Annotated in this window: 11 protein-coding genes; 5 read left to right on the top strand and 6 right to left on the bottom strand. The window is 34.4% G+C overall.

Annotated features, from left to right (window positions below):
- Positions 1–59: 59 nt before the first annotated feature.
- Positions 60–2,651: a DUF1854 domain-containing protein gene (locus V6M85_RS08750; RefSeq protein WP_338598871.1), complete on the top strand. Its 2,592-nt coding sequence runs from the start codon at positions 60–62 to the stop codon at positions 2,649–2,651.
- Here the strand turns inward: V6M85_RS08750 and V6M85_RS08745 are convergent.
- The 6 genes from V6M85_RS08745 to V6M85_RS08720 all read right to left on the bottom strand — a co-directional run bounded on the left by V6M85_RS08745 (position 2,626) and on the right by V6M85_RS08720 (position 12,388).
- Positions 2,626–3,717, bottom strand: a complete 1,092-nt coding sequence (locus tag V6M85_RS08745; RefSeq protein ID WP_338604703.1) for a Gfo/Idh/MocA family oxidoreductase — start codon at positions 3,715–3,717, stop codon at positions 2,626–2,628. The two genes, V6M85_RS08750 and V6M85_RS08745, sit on opposite strands and share 26 nt — an antisense overlap.
- A gap of 543 nt (positions 3,718–4,260) precedes the next feature.
- Entirely contained in the window at positions 4,261–5,394 is a 1,134-nt protein-coding gene (locus tag V6M85_RS08740; RefSeq protein ID WP_338598869.1) for an MFS transporter, read from the bottom strand.
- 105 nt (positions 5,395–5,499) lie between these two features.
- Positions 5,500–7,674, bottom strand: coding sequence for a xanthine dehydrogenase family protein molybdopterin-binding subunit (locus V6M85_RS08735; protein ID WP_338598866.1), 2,175 nt, complete (start codon positions 7,672–7,674; stop codon positions 5,500–5,502).
- A 271-nt stretch (positions 7,675–7,945) separates the two neighbouring features.
- Positions 7,946–8,518, bottom strand: a complete 573-nt coding sequence (locus V6M85_RS08730; protein WP_338598864.1) for a magnesium transporter CorA family protein — start codon at positions 8,516–8,518, stop codon at positions 7,946–7,948.
- A gap of 746 nt (positions 8,519–9,264) precedes the next feature.
- Positions 9,265–10,494 carry a Gfo/Idh/MocA family oxidoreductase gene (locus V6M85_RS08725; RefSeq protein ID WP_338598862.1) on the bottom strand — a complete coding sequence of 410 codons (1,230 nt, stop codon included), beginning with the start codon at positions 10,492–10,494 and terminating at the stop codon, positions 9,265–9,267.
- Between the two features lie 91 nt (positions 10,495–10,585).
- On the bottom strand, positions 10,586–12,388 hold the full coding sequence (locus tag V6M85_RS08720) for a DUF4434 domain-containing protein (protein ID WP_338598860.1): 1,803 nt from the start codon (positions 12,386–12,388) through the stop codon (positions 10,586–10,588).
- Here V6M85_RS08720 and V6M85_RS08715 point away from each other — a divergent pair.
- From V6M85_RS08715 to V6M85_RS08700, 4 genes are all read left to right on the top strand, one after another.
- A complete protein-coding gene (locus V6M85_RS08715) occupies positions 12,375–15,353 on the top strand; it encodes an alpha-mannosidase (protein WP_338604699.1) in 2,979 nt (992 codons plus the stop codon). The genes V6M85_RS08720 and V6M85_RS08715 overlap by 14 nt on opposite strands.
- Positions 15,354–16,238, top strand: coding sequence for an SDR family oxidoreductase (locus V6M85_RS08710; RefSeq protein WP_338598857.1), 885 nt, complete (start codon positions 15,354–15,356; stop codon positions 16,236–16,238). It begins immediately after the preceding gene.
- 318 nt (positions 16,239–16,556) lie between these two features.
- Entirely contained in the window at positions 16,557–17,654 is a 1,098-nt protein-coding gene (locus V6M85_RS08705) for a glucose 1-dehydrogenase (protein ID WP_338598855.1), read from the top strand.
- Positions 17,655–17,902: 248 nt separating this feature from the next.
- Positions 17,903–19,282 (top strand): glycosyltransferase, encoded by a 1,380-nt coding sequence (locus tag V6M85_RS08700; RefSeq protein ID WP_338598852.1) that lies wholly within the window; start codon positions 17,903–17,905, stop codon positions 19,280–19,282.
- Positions 19,283–19,345 lie beyond the last annotated feature (63 nt).

Raw genomic sequence — 19,345 nt, 5'->3', positions numbered from 1 at the left:
ACTTTTTACCGCTTGGAAATAGAAATGTTTTTAACTATATTCAAAAAAGAAAGATATTCGTGAAGAGAGCGTCAATAGTAACGGCTAAGTTTAAGGCTGAAGTGAGAACTGATCTAGATAGAGATCTAAATTTGAGGGAAGAATTAGTTAAAATTGAGGGTAACAAAATAAGAGTTTACGATGGTGATAAGGAGGTACTTAATGTAGATAATGTAGTAAGACTCTCATTGGAAACCGGAATAACCATAGATAAGCTGATAGGATTCACCTCAGATGGTAAGAGTATTGAAATAGCGTACTTTACTAAGAAAAAGGAAGAGGTATTCAAGAAAATAATTGATGCATTTAATAAAAATGAACAAATAGAAGTAAAAGACGAAGAGAAGGAGGAAAACGTAAGGGTTACCATGAGCACTTTAAGATGGCTTTGGAACATTGCTTCTAAGTATAGAAAGACACTAGTAATAGGGGCTATTCTCTCACTGATAACCACTGGCCTTAATTTGGTTCCACCCTATTTACTCAAGATATTAATAGATAGTGTACTATTATCTCCATCTCATTCCAATTCGCTATTTGTAAGTATAATAACGTATTTATTTGCATCTTATTCAGCTCTTGCGCTATTATCCTCAATTCAGAATAGGATATTAAATAATTTAGGCTCAAGAATAATAAATGATTTAAGAGAGATACTATACACTCATGCGATTAATCACGACTATTCGTTTATTGAGAGGATATCTCCAAGTAGAATATTATCTAGGCTAACCACTGACGCAGGAAACACTAACTGGCTATTGGTTTGGGGTTTACCAACACTTGTAACTAACTTGTTCACTATAATCGGTATTGGTGTAATTCTATTTACGTTAAATCCCACATTAGCAATATTTATACTAATTCCAGTTCCCGCGATAGTCTATTTGATTATTTCCTATAGGAGGAGATCACATAGGCTTTATCACAGAAATTGGAGGAGAAGCGCAGACATAACCTCAAGGATAAACGATACGATACCCAATTTTCTCGTTGTTAGGTCGTTTTCTAGAGAGGAATATGAGTCTAAGAGGTTAAGGGAAATGTTGAACAGACTATATGAGTCAAGTGTTACCATAAATAGAATGAATGCCACATATTGGCCTTTAATGGGCTTTATAGTAAACCTTTCCACGATACTAATATGGTGGATAGGAGGACATGAGGTAATTTCTGGAGTTATTGAAATAGGCGTAATAACAGCTTTCATAGCTTACGTCTCTCAGTTTTACGGCCCAATAAATAATCTCAGCAACGTCCTACCCTTTATACAACAATCTCTAACCTCTGCAGAGAGAATTAGGGAAGTATTAGAAGTAAAACCCCAGATTGCAAATCCCCCTAATCCTAAAAGGCCTAAAATGCCAGCAGAGATACGCTTTGATCATGTATATTTTGGGTATGATCCACATTTCCCCGTTATAAAGGATGTAAATATAACTATAAAGCCGGGGGAGAAAGTTGCCATTGTCGGGAAGAGCGGTTCTGGTAAAAGTACTATAGCTAAACTGTTATTGAGATTTTACGATGTAAATGAAGGAAGAATTCTAATTGATGGTATAGATATTAGAGAGATAGATTTGAATTACTTGAGAAGAAAAATAGCTTACGTTCCTCAAGACGTAGTGTTATTTGATACCACAGTGGGTTATAATGTGGCATATGGTGCAGATAATGTCAATGAAAAAGATATAATAAGGGCGTGTAAGATTGCTAAAATTCACGATGAGATAATTAAATTGCCCTTCGCTTATGATACTATTTTGGGGGAAAGAGGTACTTATTTATCTGGAGGCCAGAGGCAAAGGTTAAGTATCGCTAGAGCTATTATAAAGAATCCTGATGTTTTAATATTTGATGAAGCTACCTCAAACTTAGATGTGATGAGCGAAAGGGAGGTATATGAGGCTATGATGAGTGTTTCTAAGGGTAAGACTGTGATAATGATAACCCATAATGTACATGAAGTTATGAACTCAGATAAGGTAATAGTATTAAGTAATGGTAAGGTAGTGGAAGAGGGAAAACCAGAGGAGTTACTGAATAAAAAAGGCGCATTTTATAAGATGTTTGAGGAACAGATTAATGAGGAGAATGTATTCTCTAGAAAGATGAATCATGAAACAGAGGCCAAATTAAATATAATAGTAGATAATATTGAGAGCGTTAGAATCAAACCCTCTACTAGAAGAAGTGTCGTAGACGTCACATATAATGGTTTTACATATAGAAATTTAGTTCCAAAAATGCTATTTCCTATTACGAAACCTACATTCATAGGATTTTATGATGAAAATGGTAATGAGGTACTGCTTCTAGAGGATTACACTAAGCTTGATGAGGAATCCAAAAAGGTTTTAGAAGCTGGATTGGCCTATAATAATTTAATATTTCAAGTAAAGAAGATAAATGAAATTAATATCAAAGGGGATCAATTAGAATGGGATATTGAAACTAACAAGGGTAAAATAAAGGCTTACACTATTGGAAGGAGAAATGTTGTAGTCTTGGATACAAAAGTAGTTCTAATAGATAAAAATGATAACTTATATGAAATTGATTTGGATAAATTAGATAAAAAGAGCTTTAAGTTGCTTGTTGAGACTGTCTGATAAGCCATTCCGGTATATCCAACTTAACTTCCCTATTTTCTGAAGCCGATTTGTATATACCTTCTAAGATTGCTATATCTATTGCTCCTTGCTCTACTGTACATAGCGGATATGTAACTGTTCCCTTAGAGAGCGAATCCATCACGGTCTTCCAAACTTCCCTATATAAACTTCCTCTCTGCTGAGAGATTAATGGACTTGAAATAAACAGTTCATCTGTAATATTCTTTATAAAATTTAATGTCGCATTTTCTATATGAATGCCTCCTTTATTTCCTAAAATTACCATTTCCCTCCTATTCTCCTTTATATATGAAGCCCAACTCACTTCTATGTAAGCTGAAATATCGTCAAAATTTAGATATGCAGAACCGAAATCCTCAACCTCAATTTTGAAATTGGGTAAAGTGGGAGAAGGATACACTGAGAACTTAGTTTTATCTTCAGAGAAAATGTTATGCGTTTTAGCTGTAACGCTCCTTGGAATTGGAAATCCTGAAAGGAATAACAATAAATCAACTATGTGAGATCCTATATCGAATACTACTCCACCCTTAGCTAAGTCCTTTTTGAGAAAAGTTGGTGAAGTTGGGATTCCCCTTTGTCTTATATAAAATCCTCTCATGTGGTAAATTTTACCTACTTCCCCACTCATTATTAATTTTTTAGCAATTAATACAGGTTGGTCAAATCTGTATTCATGCCCTACTATCAATAATTTATTTCTCTTCCTTGAAGCCTCTGCTAGGTTTAGTGCTTCTGAAAAAGATGTCGCCATTGGTTTTTCTACATATACATTAGCATCATTATTTATGGCGTCGAGCGCTATGCTTGCGTGAAGACTGTGAGGTACCGCTATTAGGACTAAATCTGGATTTTCGTTCCTTAGCATTTCCTTATAATCAGTATAACCTTTACAACCGGTTTTTTGTGAGAAATCCTTTACTCGTTTCTCGTCTATATCCACGCAATAGTCTACCTTTATTCCCAGCTCAGTTAGTGCTGGCAGATGACCACCAACTACCCATCCACCTAATCCTATTATTCCAAATTTCATATCATGTATTCTCCTATCATACATCATTATAAACTTTGATTTGCTAAGGAAAAATAATGGAGAATTAACAGAATTTTATATTTTATGCTATAATTCTATTTTTTATTAAATTTCAAGATTATTGTTTGCTTTATGGACTAGATTATGAGAGAAGAAATGTAAATTTATAAGATGAGATTTAATTGTGGACTGATTAATTTTAGGACTCATGAAGCTATTTTTGTCGTATATTTGAGAATTTTAGCTATCTAGATTAAATTTATAATCATACCCTTAATATTTTTAATTATTTATAAATACTAGCTAAATACTTCATGAATTTTTCTTTTCCAAATTAGCTTGGTTTATCATAGTGTGTGTATCATTTGAAAACTAGACGATAATTCTATGAATAGTCCTGATAGAGAGAATAGCCTCAATTTTCAGAAAATCCACAAACTACTTAATGATTTAAATTTTTGTGTGGGCATTCATCTCCGTCTTAAAAAGGCGAAGCTTTCTGCCCGCATTTTTGTAAAATTCTGGATATTGACGCTAATCATCAAGAAATAGCTAGAAGGTCATTTTGACTTTTAAATATAGTAGTGACATTAATATTCTCAGTATTCCTATTGTGAATAGCATGATATCTATGGAAAGTACAATATTAAAAATATTAGAAATAAAATCGAATATTAGACTAGAAATAGTAGAACCTACTAATGCAGCGAACCCATTAAACATATTATATAAGGCAATATTAACTCTCTTCTCATAGTATTTTGAGGTGTCAAACAGATATGCAGTGTATGATATTGAGGCAGAATTTGTGAAACCTGAAACTAAATTTGCAATGTAAATCTCATATACAGAAGTTGAGAGGGCATACGCTAAAGGGAATGTCGCTAATGCAAACCTACCAAAAAACATCACATACTTTCTGTGCCTATCAACAAGTTTTCCCACATATCTCTGCAGTGCAAGAGTCGATATTCCACCAGTGACATTAACAATTCCTACCTCAAATTCATCCATATGGAATTTATAAACTTGTGCTAATGGGAAAATCGGCCATGCCATTGACCATACCAAAGTGAAAAAGAAGCTAATTAGAATGAATTTCCTAATTTCTGGATTAGATGAGAATAGCCTTTTACCATTTTCATTAATGAAACTCACATCCACATCAGACTTGTAAATGACATATGAGTTAAAACAATATATTATTCCAGCTATTATAAAGAAATATCTCATCAATTCTAGATTATTACCCACAAGAAAACCAGTTATTAGTGTCGCAACTAGACCACCTATAGAAGCGTAAAAATTATATATAGCTAATGTTCTTCCTCTTTGTGTCGAGCTTATCTTATCTAAGATTAATAGCCAGCCAAAATTTGCTGCACCTAGACAAACTGTTATGATTGTATAGATAAGGACGAAGTAGTAATTATATATAGCAAATATTCCTATAAAGATCCATAAAATACCACCAAATAGTGTTCCAATACTGATTAAGACTCTAGCCCTAACATAAATGTTTGCTAATACATATTGTATTATTCCAGGAAAGGCAGTATTTGCGGAAGATGCAATAGCTAGTAACACTCCAGTTATCCCATTCGAGGCTGTGAAGAAAGATACAAAGGGATTTACGATACTATTTGCCAAATTATTCAGTAAAGAGTAGAGTCTTAACGGTGGCAATCACGGTCATAGAACTAGTTATTAGGTTAGTGTTTTAAAGTTATCTGCTTTAAAAATAAATACATTAACTTCTTGTAACTTAAAGAGTTTTCGAATAAAAAGCATTCATTCTGTTAAAAGTTTTAAAACAATTTCTGGCTTAATAGGCATAGTGTAAATATTTTTACCTATGGCATCTTCAACAGCATGAAGAATTGTAGGAGTAGCAGCAATAGTGGGTAATTCTCCTATTCCCTTAGATCCTATTGGCGTGTCAGATTTTGCTAGTGCTAAAGATTTCCATTCTACCTTAACTCCTTCCACAGCAGTGGGAATTACATAATCTGAGAAGTTAGAAGTTATTAAATTACCCTCTGGAGAATATACGGTTTCCTCATATAACGCTTGTGAAATTCCTTGAAGAGCACCACCGTGAACTTGCCCCTCAGCTAAAATTGGATTAACCACAACTCCTACGTCATCAAATCCCTTATAATCTAATATTTTCACAAATCCAGTTTCTCTATCGACTTCGACTAATGCCATGTGAATGCCATAAGGTGAAGTATATAAGTTCATTACGTAGGAATATTCTTCTTCTGGTAACATTCCCATATTAATTGCTTCCTTAGCTACATCTGCCAAACTCATTTGGCTTTGCTTATGTGTAAACTTTCCATCTCTATACTCTATTTCTTCTGGTTTAACACCCAATTTCTCTGACACAACTCTTAATAACTTCTCCTTTAGCCTTCTCGAAGCTTCATATACAGCTGAACCTCCTACAGTTATACTTCTACTTCCTGCAGTCAAATCTCCATCTGCTATCAAATCGGTATCTCCCCACAAGACGTCAACTTTATCAACATCGACTTCAAAAACTTCAGCTGCTATTTGAGCGAAAGCAGTCGCATCTCCTTGACCATGCGGAGTAGTTCCAGTAATTACCTGAATCCTACCATTAGGTAAGACTTTAACTTTAGATGTGGACCATGGACCAAATGAGGCTATTTCACTTACTATTGCCACTCCAACGCCTGCTAATTTTCCCTTAGCTCTTAACTCATCGCGTTTCTTTATTAACTCTTGGTAGTAGGGTTTAGCTATTCTTAACATCTCCCTATATCTTCCGCTATCGTAAACTATTCCAGTAGGTAATTTATAGTAGTTTACATCATCCATTATATTCCTTTCCCTTATTTCAAATTGGTCAATGCCTAAAGCTCTTGCACCTAAGTTTAATATTCTCTCTATGAAGTACGTAGCCTCTGGCCTCCCAGCTCCTCTGTAAGCACCTATAAACGTTTTATTAGTAGCAACACCAAGAACCTTAACCTTTAGAGCCTCAACCTTATATCTTCCAATTAGTAAACGAGCTGCTGTTGTAGCCATTCCAAAGGAATCCCTAACTATTTCCATGATTGGAGCTCCAAGGTCCATTATTAATGTACCTTCTATTCCCAATAACTTACCTTCAGAGTCAAAGGCTGCTTTAAACCTTAGCCTCATATCCCTTCCGTGATTTGTAGTCATCATGTCCTCAGATCTCGTATTAAACCACTTTACTGGTCTTCCAGTTACGACTGCTAAGTAGGCTACAATAAATTCCTCTGGATAGTTAATTATTTTACTTCCGAAGGCTCCACCGACGAATGGCTGAATTACCCTAATGTCATATACACCATATTTTCCTAAAAGCTCCGATAAGGATTTCTTCAAATCAAAGGGCGTCTGTGTACTGCTCCAAACGGTTAATCTTCTTCCATCAAAGTAGGCAACTGCACCCCTAGGTTCCATCGCTGATGGTATAACTCTTTGATTAACTACCTCAGCTTCAATTATTTTATATGCTCTTTTAAAGGCTGAATTTATATCTCCTACCTCTACATTATCCTCCAATACTATATTTGAATTTAGATCACTTTTAGCTTTATAATTTCCTTTCAAAGCATCTTCGACATTTATAACTGCAGGTAATGGTTCATATTCTACCTCTACTTGTTCAGCTAAATCCCTTGCTTTATATTCGTCTTCTGCTAGAATTACAGCTATCGGTTGTCCTTGATATATAACTTCCTCTTTAGCCAATCCTATAATATCAGGTAAGTCTTTTGCAGTGTAGCACAAGGCTTTTTCTGGACATTTAACACTCTTTATCCTTGCATGCGGATATTGGCTTCTTACGAATACAGCATAAAGTGTTCCTCTGAAATCAATATCGTACACAAATCTTCCTTTTCCGGTAATTAATGGTGGATCTTCAATTATCCTCTTCAATGGTTTGCCTATAACTCTTGGCATCAAATTATGTGTGTTTTTTGTTTATAAAAACTTTATTAGGATAGTGTTTCCGTAATACAAATCGTAGTTTGATTAACAAGTTAAGGATAACTATATTAACTTAAAGAGTACACACCTTAACTTTTGAAAGAGACTTTTAATGTTTCTTTGAAATTAAATCGAAATTAATATAATATTTCCCTTATATAGTTATGTTCCGCTATGTTGACAATAATTCTCTGAAGTATGTAGTTTATGAATATCCCACAAAACACTTTTTACTGATAATTTTTCACCTTTCATTTTGTGTATTAATTGAAGTTAATTTCTTTATTATCTCATTTAAATTGTTTTGAACTTCAGTAAGGTATATATTGCATAAATCACTTGATCTAGTTACTAATAGCTCTGCTCTTTCATAGTTGAATCTTATGTCTTCTATGGTCTCATTTGGAATGAGTTTATTCAGTCTTCTAGAGACATAATACAATACTATCGAATCAGAATAATTTACAAGTACCTTTTTCCTTAGCTCTATTATCTTTTTTGAATCCTTTACTTCTCCAGATGTTATGAGATCAAAAAAGTTATCAAATTCTATAAATAGCTGAGTCCTTTTTACACCTAATTCGTATAAGATTAAATAAAAGATCTCATCTAAAATACTTAAAGGAGAACAATCTGTAATTTCGTCTCTTAAAACTAAATCATGCAACTCCTTAGAATGTAAAATTATCTCCTTCTCTGTTAAGGTAAAATAATGTGGCTTTCTATCTAAGTCTAACCTAACATAGTATGTTCCAGAATCTTCAATTACTCTGTAGACGTCCACTTCAGATTTAGGAAAATCTGGAGGTAAATCCACTTAAGGTATTTGACATTTCATACCTACATTATATTCATTTGTCTTATAATTAAAACTTTATGTCTAGAATATCCGATAGAGTCTATATTTAATTTATTTGTCTTATAAATCTTTAAAAATAATATACTTAGTAAATAGTAAGTATCTAGAAGCCGTTGAGAACTGCTTTCGAATTTTCCTCTTAAAATTGTTTTATTATTCAGCAAAGGCTAATATTTTGGCGTAAATTGTGTTTTGTGAAACACTTGTAAACTCTCTTATTTTGCACGTTATTTTTACTATAAGGAGAATTGTAACGTAAGTTTCAAGAACCCTACAAAGTACGTAAATTATAATCTTTCCCTAGCCGCTCCTTCAGCTTTTCATTGAATCTCATTTTTCAGATTTAGGCTTTTCGGTTTTGTATATCCTAATAATCAAGTTACCTCGTGATGTCCCTATCTTTGTACTTCTTTTTATCTTATTAATATTATAAGAAATAAGGAAGATTTGTAAACTAGTTATATTGATTTTTCACGATTTAATTAAAATAATTTTTTAGGTAATGGGAAAGCCAGGGCAATTCCCCATTAACTCCCCATTAAACCCCTTTAATACCCCACTTGCCCTGGCTCTTTCCCTTAAGTATATGTTAGAAAATTATGCTTAAAAATTTTACTTTCGGTATGCTAAGCAAAAAGACTATATTCTATAATTATAGTATATAATGTCTAAACTTATCACTTTTTACCATCCTAAAATATTTTTCAGCTAGCAGAGTATAAACCCTTAGCTACTTTAGGAATGAAATCTTCCACCTGCTCTGGATTGAAGCTTATCTTCTTTCCAATCTCTGCGGAGAGATAAGCGTGCATCATAATTTGGACTATTAACAATCCATCATACCAGTTTTCATTAGGCATTTTACGCGAAAGGAAAGATTCCACTAGATGTCTATCTTCTCCTTGATATCCATATGTCACAGCCTCGTCTGGGATAATAGGCATTAGTCCTTGATCTGCATTCTGTTTTTCCACAAAAGCCTCAGATGGAGGTATCTTAACGTTTCTGCTAAAGAATGTGAACAATTCTGGTTGTAATGTGTTAATGTTAATGCTATACTCTGGTCCCAATACCTCTACAGATAATCTAAGCCCAGCTCCCACAAAATTCCACGACGTTCTAGTTTCAGCTATTACAGAATTTCCTAAGTCATCCTCATAGGTCACTATAGTTAATGCGTAATCTTCAGCAGGTTCCTTTAGGAAATCCACATTGTACCTCTCCTTTAAATAACTCGCATATTCTCTTTTATTCCATTTTAAAGTAGCAATTTCACTATAAACATACTTAGGTTTTAGTGAAGACTTATCCTTGGAAGGATCAGATAATAAAAATCTGGTAGCTTCTAAACTATGGCAAGTCATATCCAATAAAGCTCCTCCTCCAGATATAGTTGGTCTCCAGAACCAACTATTATGAGGACCAGAATGTTCCTCAGATGCTCTTGCTAAGTAAGGTCTTCCAGAACTCTTAGCTCCAAAATTCCAGATCGTTTCTTTTGCCCTTACTACAGATGGCATAAAGATTTGATTTTCCATATATCCATGAAGTAAACCAGCCTTCTCAACAAGTCTTATCATTTCCTTAGCTTCCTTTACGTTTCTTGCTAATGGCTTCTCTATTGCTATCCCTACTATGTTCGTTTTTCCTTGTAATACTTCTTCACTAACTAGTCTCGTATATTCTAAATGAACGTCATTCGGAACAGTTAGCCAAACTGCGTTAACTTCCTTGTCAGAAAGCATCTTGGTAACATCATCATAGACTTTAGGTTTCCCCAATCCTAATTGCTCAGCAAGCGCTGAAAACTCCTTAGCCGAACTTAAATTTCTGGAATATACCGCTTTTACTTCTGCGTTTCTAACTCCAACAAGTCCTCTTAAATGAAACCTAGCTGAAAACCCGCTACCAATAAAGGCAATACCTAAACTCATGAAAATAATTTTGTACTGCTAGTTAATAAAGATACAATTATTTATTACGAAAAAGATTAGGGTTAGAGTCATACATTCTCCTTAGTACAGACTATTTGGCTACCCTTAGTAAGCAAGCAGATTTAGATTTTACTCTTATTCCTACTTCTCCTCCGCACTCATCTATGTAATCCTTCACTTTAGCGTTTAATCTCACTTCCTTATCTTGTAAAGTATGGTTAATGATACCGATTAAGTAGTCTTTTTCACCTTCTAGATATTGCACTTCAACACCAAATTCTGATGAGATAAATTTCTGATTAGCGTTGGATAGACTAGTCAAATACTGGTAAAATGATAGATAAGAGGTATTCATAGTATCAGAACTTGCTGAAATTAATTCAAAGGGTATCGTTGATAGGATTACGTTACCTTTACCTCTTTTAGCTAAGAAAATAACTCCATTACCTCTACTATCTTCACCTATAACCTTAGCGTCTTTCTCTCTAAATGAATAAGTGTACAGGTTGTTCTGTCCAATTTCAATTCGAGATCCATTAAACGTAATGCTATCTGGTACTTTAACTCCCTTGCTCCCAGCGTAATTATTCGGTATAACTCCAAAGAGTTCCTCCCATAAATGAGTTGCAGACATATGCGTTAGGGTATATGTTGAAAAGTACAATGTAACTCCATAATTTTCAATTACATCTAATAACTTTCTCCAAGTAGTAGTAAGTAATCTGGTGGTGGATGGTACTAATATCAGCTTATAATTGGATAAACTATCTTCTTCTCTGGCAAATGTGACTTGAATATTAGATAATCTGGCTAACGTAAATGCCTGATTTAACACTCTAGCGAAATCCCACCTTCTACTCTGCTCTGGTACGAATTGAAACTCTCTGTAGAACCACGTTGGAACTAATATTGCAGAGTCTCTATTACTAACCTTATAAGAGGAAATATCGATTTCCCTTATTTTTTTACTAAAATCATTAATTATTTCTGAAGCAATTTTCTTGCTACCATCTTGTCTTACAATGCCAAAAGTCAATTCATGAGGCTCCCATAGATATGGCTCATCTTCCTCTTTGGGGAAGTCTGAATAGCACCAAACTAATGCACCTTCGCTACCGTAAACTAGTGCACCTCTCAATATTAACCCTATAAATTTAGCATGAGATTCCTCAGAGTACACTGCTGTAGGAAATCCGAATTCCTCTAAAATTGTGGGGAGTCCAGCACTCCTATCGTACTCCAGTACCATTAAGTATTGAAAAGAGTGTCTAACCGGATCTTGGTCATACAGATATATGTGCGGAGATGCATAATCAACAATTCCTTTAACGTTTTCTGGTCTAAGGAACGTATGAGAGAATGGCGATACATTATCTCCAACTGAGACCAAATGTTGATTGTCAATTCTTTTAATGTAATTATATAGTTCCCTAAGCCACTTATAAAAGTCCTCGTCATTTTGAGGTACTCTAACTAGTGATATTTCATTAGTAAGTATCCATCCCAGTATAGCCTTATGATGTTTAAAGCTATTTACAACGTCTCCTACAAATCTCTTTGTTAGCTCAATTTTATTATAAATCACATTTTCCTCATCCCAAGGAATCTTCCAATTCTTCCCACTCATATGCCCTACAATTAGTGTTAGCAAAACCTTTATCGAATGCCTTTCAGCCTCATCTAAAAACTCAGTAATTTTACCTTTACAATCTTGGCTTAAATTTCCTTGGAAATCAGAGCAATCTTGATCAAGTAAGAACGCTCTTATAGTATTTATGCCTATCTCGCTCATTACCTTAAAATCTTCAGCGATTTCGTTGAGATTAAATCTACTCCACATCTTTATATTTGAAATTCTAGGCCAGTAGTTTACGCCTATGATAAACTTTTTCATAATTTCTTCTTACTTACTTTTTCATAATTACTTATATATTTGTAGTAACAATACACACATAATGAGAGGTATCAATGAGCTTGAAGCCAGAATAATATTCGTCTTAGGTAATTCTTTCAGAAATCTAAAACAGTTAAGATGGAATTTCGATAATCAAAATAGGGCCTTTCTTGAAATTGAGGGTAATGGAAACTCTTACTTGTTAATTGTGGACCATAAGGGAAGTGGGCTAATTAGAGTTGATGGGAAACCGTATTTTGAGTTAGATCGATTTCACACTTTAATACCCATACCCTTCGGTCGACACAATATTAGCGTTGAGCTCTCTAATTACATGGATTTTGGGGACAGAGTTGATGCAGTACCAGGAGTTCCATTTTATACTGAAATAGACTTCAACGCTTTCAAATTATACATTTATGGTTCTCAAATTATAGATCTAATAAGGAATATAAAGGATGAAGATGTCAAAAACGATTTGATTAACGCTTTAGCCAAGGCATTACGTGAAGCTTATTTTGAAACTATTTCTAAAGATCAGCTCTTCATCTTATCTAAGCTAGTGAGAAGTACCATAGACGTAAGTAGAATGGTTCAAGAAATAGACGATTCTTCTGTAAATATATTCGCTGAGGATCAAAATAGAGGCAAATACGAGAAAGCATTAAATGTATTAAAAGAGGAGTTAACGAGACTCGTTGAAAAATATGGTAAGAGAGGTGAGCTGATAGGTACGGGACACGCTCATATAGACACTGCGTGGTTATGGCCATTTGATGAGACTAGAAGGAAAGTTTTAAGGACCTTCGCTACTGTGTTAACCCTTCTCGATAAATACGATTTTCATTTCATTCAAAGTGCATCCATATATTACGAATGGATTAAAAGTGATTCACCGGAATTATTTGAGAGAATTAAAGAAAAGGTTAGAGAAGGGAAATGGGAATTAGGTGCGTTATTTGTAGAATCTGATACCAACATGGTGTCCGGAGAATCATTAGCCAGACAGTTTTTATACTCTCAGAGATTTTACTTGGAAAATTTTGGAAAAATGGCAGAGATTTTATGGTTACCAGATACTTTCGGATTTACAGCTTCTTTACCTCAGATAGCTAAATTAGGCGGAGTTAAGGCATTTGCTACTCACAAGGTCTTTTGGAACGATACTAATAAGTTTCCTTATAACGTATTTAAATGGATAGCTCCAAACAGTGACTATTTGCCTGCAGTAGCTTTTGGAAATGGTAAGGGGGGATATAATTCGGATTTCTCAGCGTCCAGTGTTTTAGAACAATATAACAATTGGGTACAGAAAGACCAACCAATATTATATTCTTTTGGTTATGGTGACGGTGGAGGAGGGCCAAATGAGGAAATGCTAATCAGAGCTGAAGCGGTTAACATGCTTCCCATCTTACCAAGAGTTAAATTAACTGGAGTAAGTGACGTATTGCGAAAGATAACTCCTATAGAAGAGTGGAGGGGTGAATTGTATTTAGAAACGCATAGGGGAGTTTTGACATCACATTCTAAGATGAAATTACTTAATAGAATGGCTGAGTTATCATTGAGAGAGGCTGAACTATGGTCTACATTAGCTAATTCTTATGATAGAGAATTATTTAAGAGTTTATGGAAAGTCGTACTAAAGAATCAGTTTCACGACGTTTTACCTGGTTCCGCAATAAAAGATGTGTATAAGGTGGCATATGAAGAGTTAGAAGAAGTTATAGCTAAGGCAAATGATATAGCCTATAATGCGATGCAGAAGATATTGGGCAGTAATGGCGAAAAAACGTTCGTGTTTAACTCGTTATCTTGGGACAGAGAAGAATATGTAAATGTTAACGGTAAATTCGTTAAGGTTAAGGTCCCTTCAGTAGGTTTTTCACTATTGGAGCCCATAGAAGTTAGTGATAAAGTGATGGTCACAGAGAATGGTGATGAGTATCTTATTGAGAATAAGTACTTCAAGATAAGAGTAAACAAGAGTGGGAATATAGTTTCATTATTCGATAAGGAGGCAAACAGGGAAGTCTTAAGGGGTAAAGGTAACTTAATAGTTGCCTATGAGAATATTCCCGGTTGGGCTGATGCTTGGGATATAGAAAAGGGTATAGACGAAACTAGTTTCGAACTTTCCTCTTCCTCATCTGAAATTATAGACAATAATCAGAATACGGTAGCTATTAGATTTTACTATAAATTCAGAAGATCAGAGATTATTCAAGTAATGAGAGTTTACGCTGATTCAAGGAGAATAGATTTCATAACTACGTTAAAAATGAGGGATAGAGAATTGCTAATTAAAGCTTGGTTTAATTTAGACTTGAACGTTGAGAGGGCAGTATCTGATGTGCCTTTTGGAATTGTGGAACGATTTACCTGGAATAACACCAGTTGGGATAAGGCTAGATTTGAGGTTCCGATTCAAAAATTCGTAGACTTATCCGAAAGTGAATATGGAGTTGCGATACTTAATAACGGAAAATATGGTGCTACATTACGTGGAAGTTCAATTGGTTTAAGTTTGACTAAAACTCCCATATATCCAGACCCTACAACTGATTTAGAGGAAATAACCTTTACCTATTCCCTTTTCCCTCATGTGGGCGATTGGAGGAAGAGTGAAGTGATTAAGAGAGCTTACGAGTTGAATGTTCCATTAAGGATAGTTAAGGGTTCCAGTGAATTGAAAAGTAAGAGCTTCATAAAGGTTACTAACTTGATATTGGAAACAGTCAAATTAAGTGAAGATGATAATAACACTGTAATATTACGGTTTTACGATTACGAGAACGTTAGAGGAGAGGCTGTTATAGAGTTACCATTTGAGGTTAAACAAGCAAAAAGTTTAGATTTATTAGAATTAAATGAAATTCCCAAGGAGATTGAAGTTGAGGGGAATAAGATAAAATTAAGGTATAAGAATAGGGATATCATTACATTAAGTGTGAGAGTTTAGATGAAGAAGGTAAGTATTATTACTGGTGGGGCTAAAGGGATAGGAGCTGCTATAGGTTATAAATTAGGAAAGCAAGGTTATTCTATAGCCATTGCAGATATAGATGAGAATGCGGGTAAGTATAGGGAAAATCAGTTCAGAAATGAGGGTATAGATAGTATTTTTATAAGGACTGACGTATCTTCAGAAAATGACGTATCTAATCTAGTTGAGAGAGTTTATGAGAAATATGGCAGAATTGACGTTCTTATAAATAACGCTGGAATAGGATTTAGTGGTAAAAGTATCGAAGAGCAAACATTAGAAGAATGGAAGAGAATTATTGATACTAATCTAACTGGCGTCTGGCTTTGCTCTAAATATGTTGTTAAGTACATGAAAAATAGTGGGGGTGTTATAATTAATATAGCTTCTACTAGGGCATTCCAGTCTGAACCCAATACTGAGCCATATTCTGCATCTAAGGGAGGTGTAATCGCTCTCACTCACTCACTAGCAGTTAGTTTAAGTAAATATAATATTAGGGTAATATCAATAAGCCCAGGATGGATTGATACTAGTAAATGGCAAGTTCCTCCTAAAGAGTCCTATCTATCTGGTTTAGATCATGGTCAACATTTAACTAAAAGAGTAGGTAAACCAGAAGATATAGCGTCTTTAGTATCCTTCTTAGTCTCTGAAGATGCCTCGTGGATAAGCGGTGTTAATTTCACTGTTGATGGGGGTATGACAGTGAAAATGATATATATTGATGAGAACGTAATACAAGATTCCCTAACTCTTCTGTTTAATGATAGTTATCTCTCTACTCTAATAAGAAAGTTAATAGATAAAGCGAAAGAAAATAAAGAGGATATAAAGAAGAAATTGGAAGAGATTTTATAGAAGTATCAAATGCTATAATTTGTGTGATGTTTTTAAAACTTACGTTACTTTTTTACATTCTCCTCAATAGCTGAACGCCATAGTAACGATAACGTGCTAAGGTACATAGTTTTCAATACAAATAACTCGCAAAGTAAACTTTAGCTGAGTATTCCTAAGAATTATCTATTACCTCTGTTTTTATATTAATTAATGGTTTATAACTGAACTTAAAAAACATGTTATTTTATAATGTCTAGAAATCATGTCAAAACTTAAAATTTTTTAAGTTGTATAGAGCATAAGGCTTATATTTTTCTTACATCAACATACCCTATAATGAAAGCCATAATAGTGAAGCCACCTAATGCAGGAGTTCAAATAACTGACGTCAATGAAAAGGAAGTAGATAACTATGGAAAAGTGAAAATAAGAACCCTATACAACGGTATTTGTGGTACAGACAGAGAGATAGTAAATGGTAAACTTACGTTGTCAACGTTACCAAAAGGAAAGAACTTTCTGGTTCTAGGTCATGAAGCCATAGGTGTAGTTGAAGAACCTTGTTGTGGCTTCTCTCAAGGTGAATTAGTAATGCCAGTAAATAGGAGAGGATGTGGCGTTTGTAGAAACTGTCTAGTTGGAAGGCCAGATTTCTGTGAAACAGGAGGTTTTGGTGAAGCTGGGATACATAATATGGATGGATTCATGAGAGAAGAGTGGTACGATGATCCGAAATACTTGGTCAGAATCCCAAAAGCGTTAGAGGATATAGGTATTTTAGCACAACCATTAGCAGATATTGAAAAATCGATAGAGGAGATATTTGAGGTTCAGAAGAGGATACCAGTCTGGACTTGTGAAGATGGAACACTTAATTGTAGAAAGGCGTTAATTGTAGGAACTGGGCCCATTGGCATATTATTCACGTTACTCTTCAGAACTTATGGATTAGAAGTATGGATGGCTAATAGAAGAGAACCCACTGAAGTAGAGCAAACAGTATTAGAGGAGACTCACACTAATTATTTTAATTCTGCAAATGGATATGAGAAATTGAAGGATAGTGCTGGTAAATTTGACGTGATCATAGATGCTACTGGTGCAGATGCTGGGTTACTTACTAACGTTCTTCCGTTGTTAGCTAGAAATGGTATCTTAGGACTTTTCGGCTTCTCAGTATCTGGTTCCGCATCAATGGATTTCAAAGCGTTACAAGAAATAGTACATGCGAATAAGGTTTTGATAGGATTGGTAAATGGTCAAAAACCACACTTTCAGCAAGCAGTAATTCATTTGGCTTCTTGGAAAACTCTATATCCAAAAACTGCTAAGAACTTAATTACGAGAACTATAAGCATTGAGAATGAGAGAGAAGTACTTAAGGTACTTAAGGAAAAAGAACACGGAGAAATTAAAATAAGGATAATTTGGTAATAATTCAAATTAAATCTCAAATTTTTTATTGTACTAATCTAGCGAGTATATTATACTATTCCACGTAATCCATATCACTAATTATATGTGATATATATTTGTCATACTGAGCTAATTTAGCTCGAGAATAATTCAGTGGTAAAATTGGAAAAATCTACGCTATTATAAAATTCTACATAGTCTAAAAATGGTAGTCATAATAAGAAATCTTTTATATCGAGGCCTAAATAGTTAATAACCGAATTAATATGATGCTTGATATCGCTCTTTATTTATTGCTTTCAACTATTATATCGATTTCAACTATTATGTATATCTTGTTCACATTACCTTTAGCCTTTACGTATAAACCTAAGAGTTCTCAATCTGATATAAAAAGAAGTGACATTACCGTTTTAATCCCGGTTTATAATGAAGACGTGAGCGTCTTTAAAGAAGTCATAAATTCCGTAAAGAGAGAAGATTTGAAATTTGTTGTAGTTGGTGATGGTTGTGATGATCCTTATAGGAAAATAGTTGAATCAGCTGGAGGGTTATTCATTAAATTACCTAAGAATGGTGGAAAAAGAAATGCAATAAGAGAAGGGTTCAAATACGTTAAGACACCTTATGTTTTGTTGCTTGATAGTGATACAATACTTCCTGAGAATTCTGTTGAAAAATTGGCTTCTAAACTATCTGACGATGTGGTTGCGGTAAGCCCTGAAATATCTGTATTACCGGGTAAGAGTAAAATAGCTTATCACGTTTCAGAAATGATGCAGAGACTGAGGGAAATAAGCTATAGAGCATTAGGTAAATTCAAAAGTATAGTATCCTTAAATGGACAGTGCATATTGGTTAAAACTGATGTCATTAGACCTTTAATTGAGTCTGAGGAATTTAATAGTGTCAAGCTTTGGAGATTTTCCACTATCTTAGGAGATGATAGGCAAATAACTAATTACATCTACTCAAGGGGTTACAAGGCAACAGTAACTAAAGATGTGGTAGTTAAAACTAAAGCTCCAGATAGTATTTCGGGCTTATTAAAGCAAATGGTGAGATGGTATAGATCCAATAACTTCTTCTTAATAAAGGAAATAAGCGATGGTACCTTATTCAGAAAAGGTGTCTTCTATATGTTTACGGTCTTGTATTGGTATACTTTACCATTAATTACACTAGCTAACTATGGTCTATATACTGAAATAACAATGAGGCACATAATGATGCACTGGAGATTTTTCGTTAAAGCCATAACTACGAATCCAATAAGATTCTTTCAATATATGATAATATCTAAAATCGATAGTACGTTTGACATTCAATCTTCACCAGTCAATAGTATGGCGCATCACTTCCATCATTACATTCTTCATAGTATAGATCCTATCGGAATCATGTTATTTAAAAGTAATAAATTGAGTGTCGATATTATAGTATTCCATTACTTTTACGTCTTTCACACACTAGTGGGCGAGGTTTCAACAATAGCCAGTGCTATAATGATATTAACCATCTTGGTATATACCAGAAAAGTAAGAGGATTTGCTTTAGGTTTATTAGCGTTTCCGCTGATGTTCATGGCGGATATATTTGCGGTAATGACGCTGTGGAGACAGAAGAAATGGAGTGGACGTAGTTAAGAATAATTGCTTTGCATCCAACTCTCGACTCGTGGACCTCACCGAAGACGCGGATTTTTCCGC

The sequence above is a fragment of the Sulfolobus tengchongensis genome, from assembly GCF_036967215.1.
In the GTDB taxonomy this organism is placed as follows: Archaea; Thermoproteota; Thermoprotei_A; order Sulfolobales; family Sulfolobaceae; genus Saccharolobus; species Saccharolobus tengchongensis_A.
This window is presented reverse-complemented; position numbering and strand designations above follow the sequence as displayed.

Bases quoted from the DNA above. Each gene is read 5' to 3' on its own strand.
- V6M85_RS08735 (WP_338598866.1), bottom strand. From the start codon at position 7,674: ATGCCAAGAGTTATAGGCAAACCATTGAAGAGGATAATTGAAGATCCA.
- V6M85_RS08725 (WP_338598862.1), bottom strand. From the start codon at position 10,494: ATGAGTTTAGGTATTGCCTTTATTGGTAGCGGGTTTTCAGCTAGGTTT.
- V6M85_RS08720 (WP_338598860.1), bottom strand. From the start codon at position 12,388: ATGAAAAAGTTTATCATAGGCGTAAACTACTGGCCTAGAATTTCAAAT.
- V6M85_RS08710 (WP_338598857.1), top strand. From the start codon at position 15,354: ATGAAGAAGGTAAGTATTATTACTGGTGGGGCTAAAGGGATAGGAGCT.
- V6M85_RS08705 (WP_338598855.1), top strand. From the start codon at position 16,557: ATGAAAGCCATAATAGTGAAGCCACCTAATGCAGGAGTTCAAATAACT.
- V6M85_RS08700 (WP_338598852.1), top strand. From the start codon at position 17,903: ATGATGCTTGATATCGCTCTTTATTTATTGCTTTCAACTATTATATCG.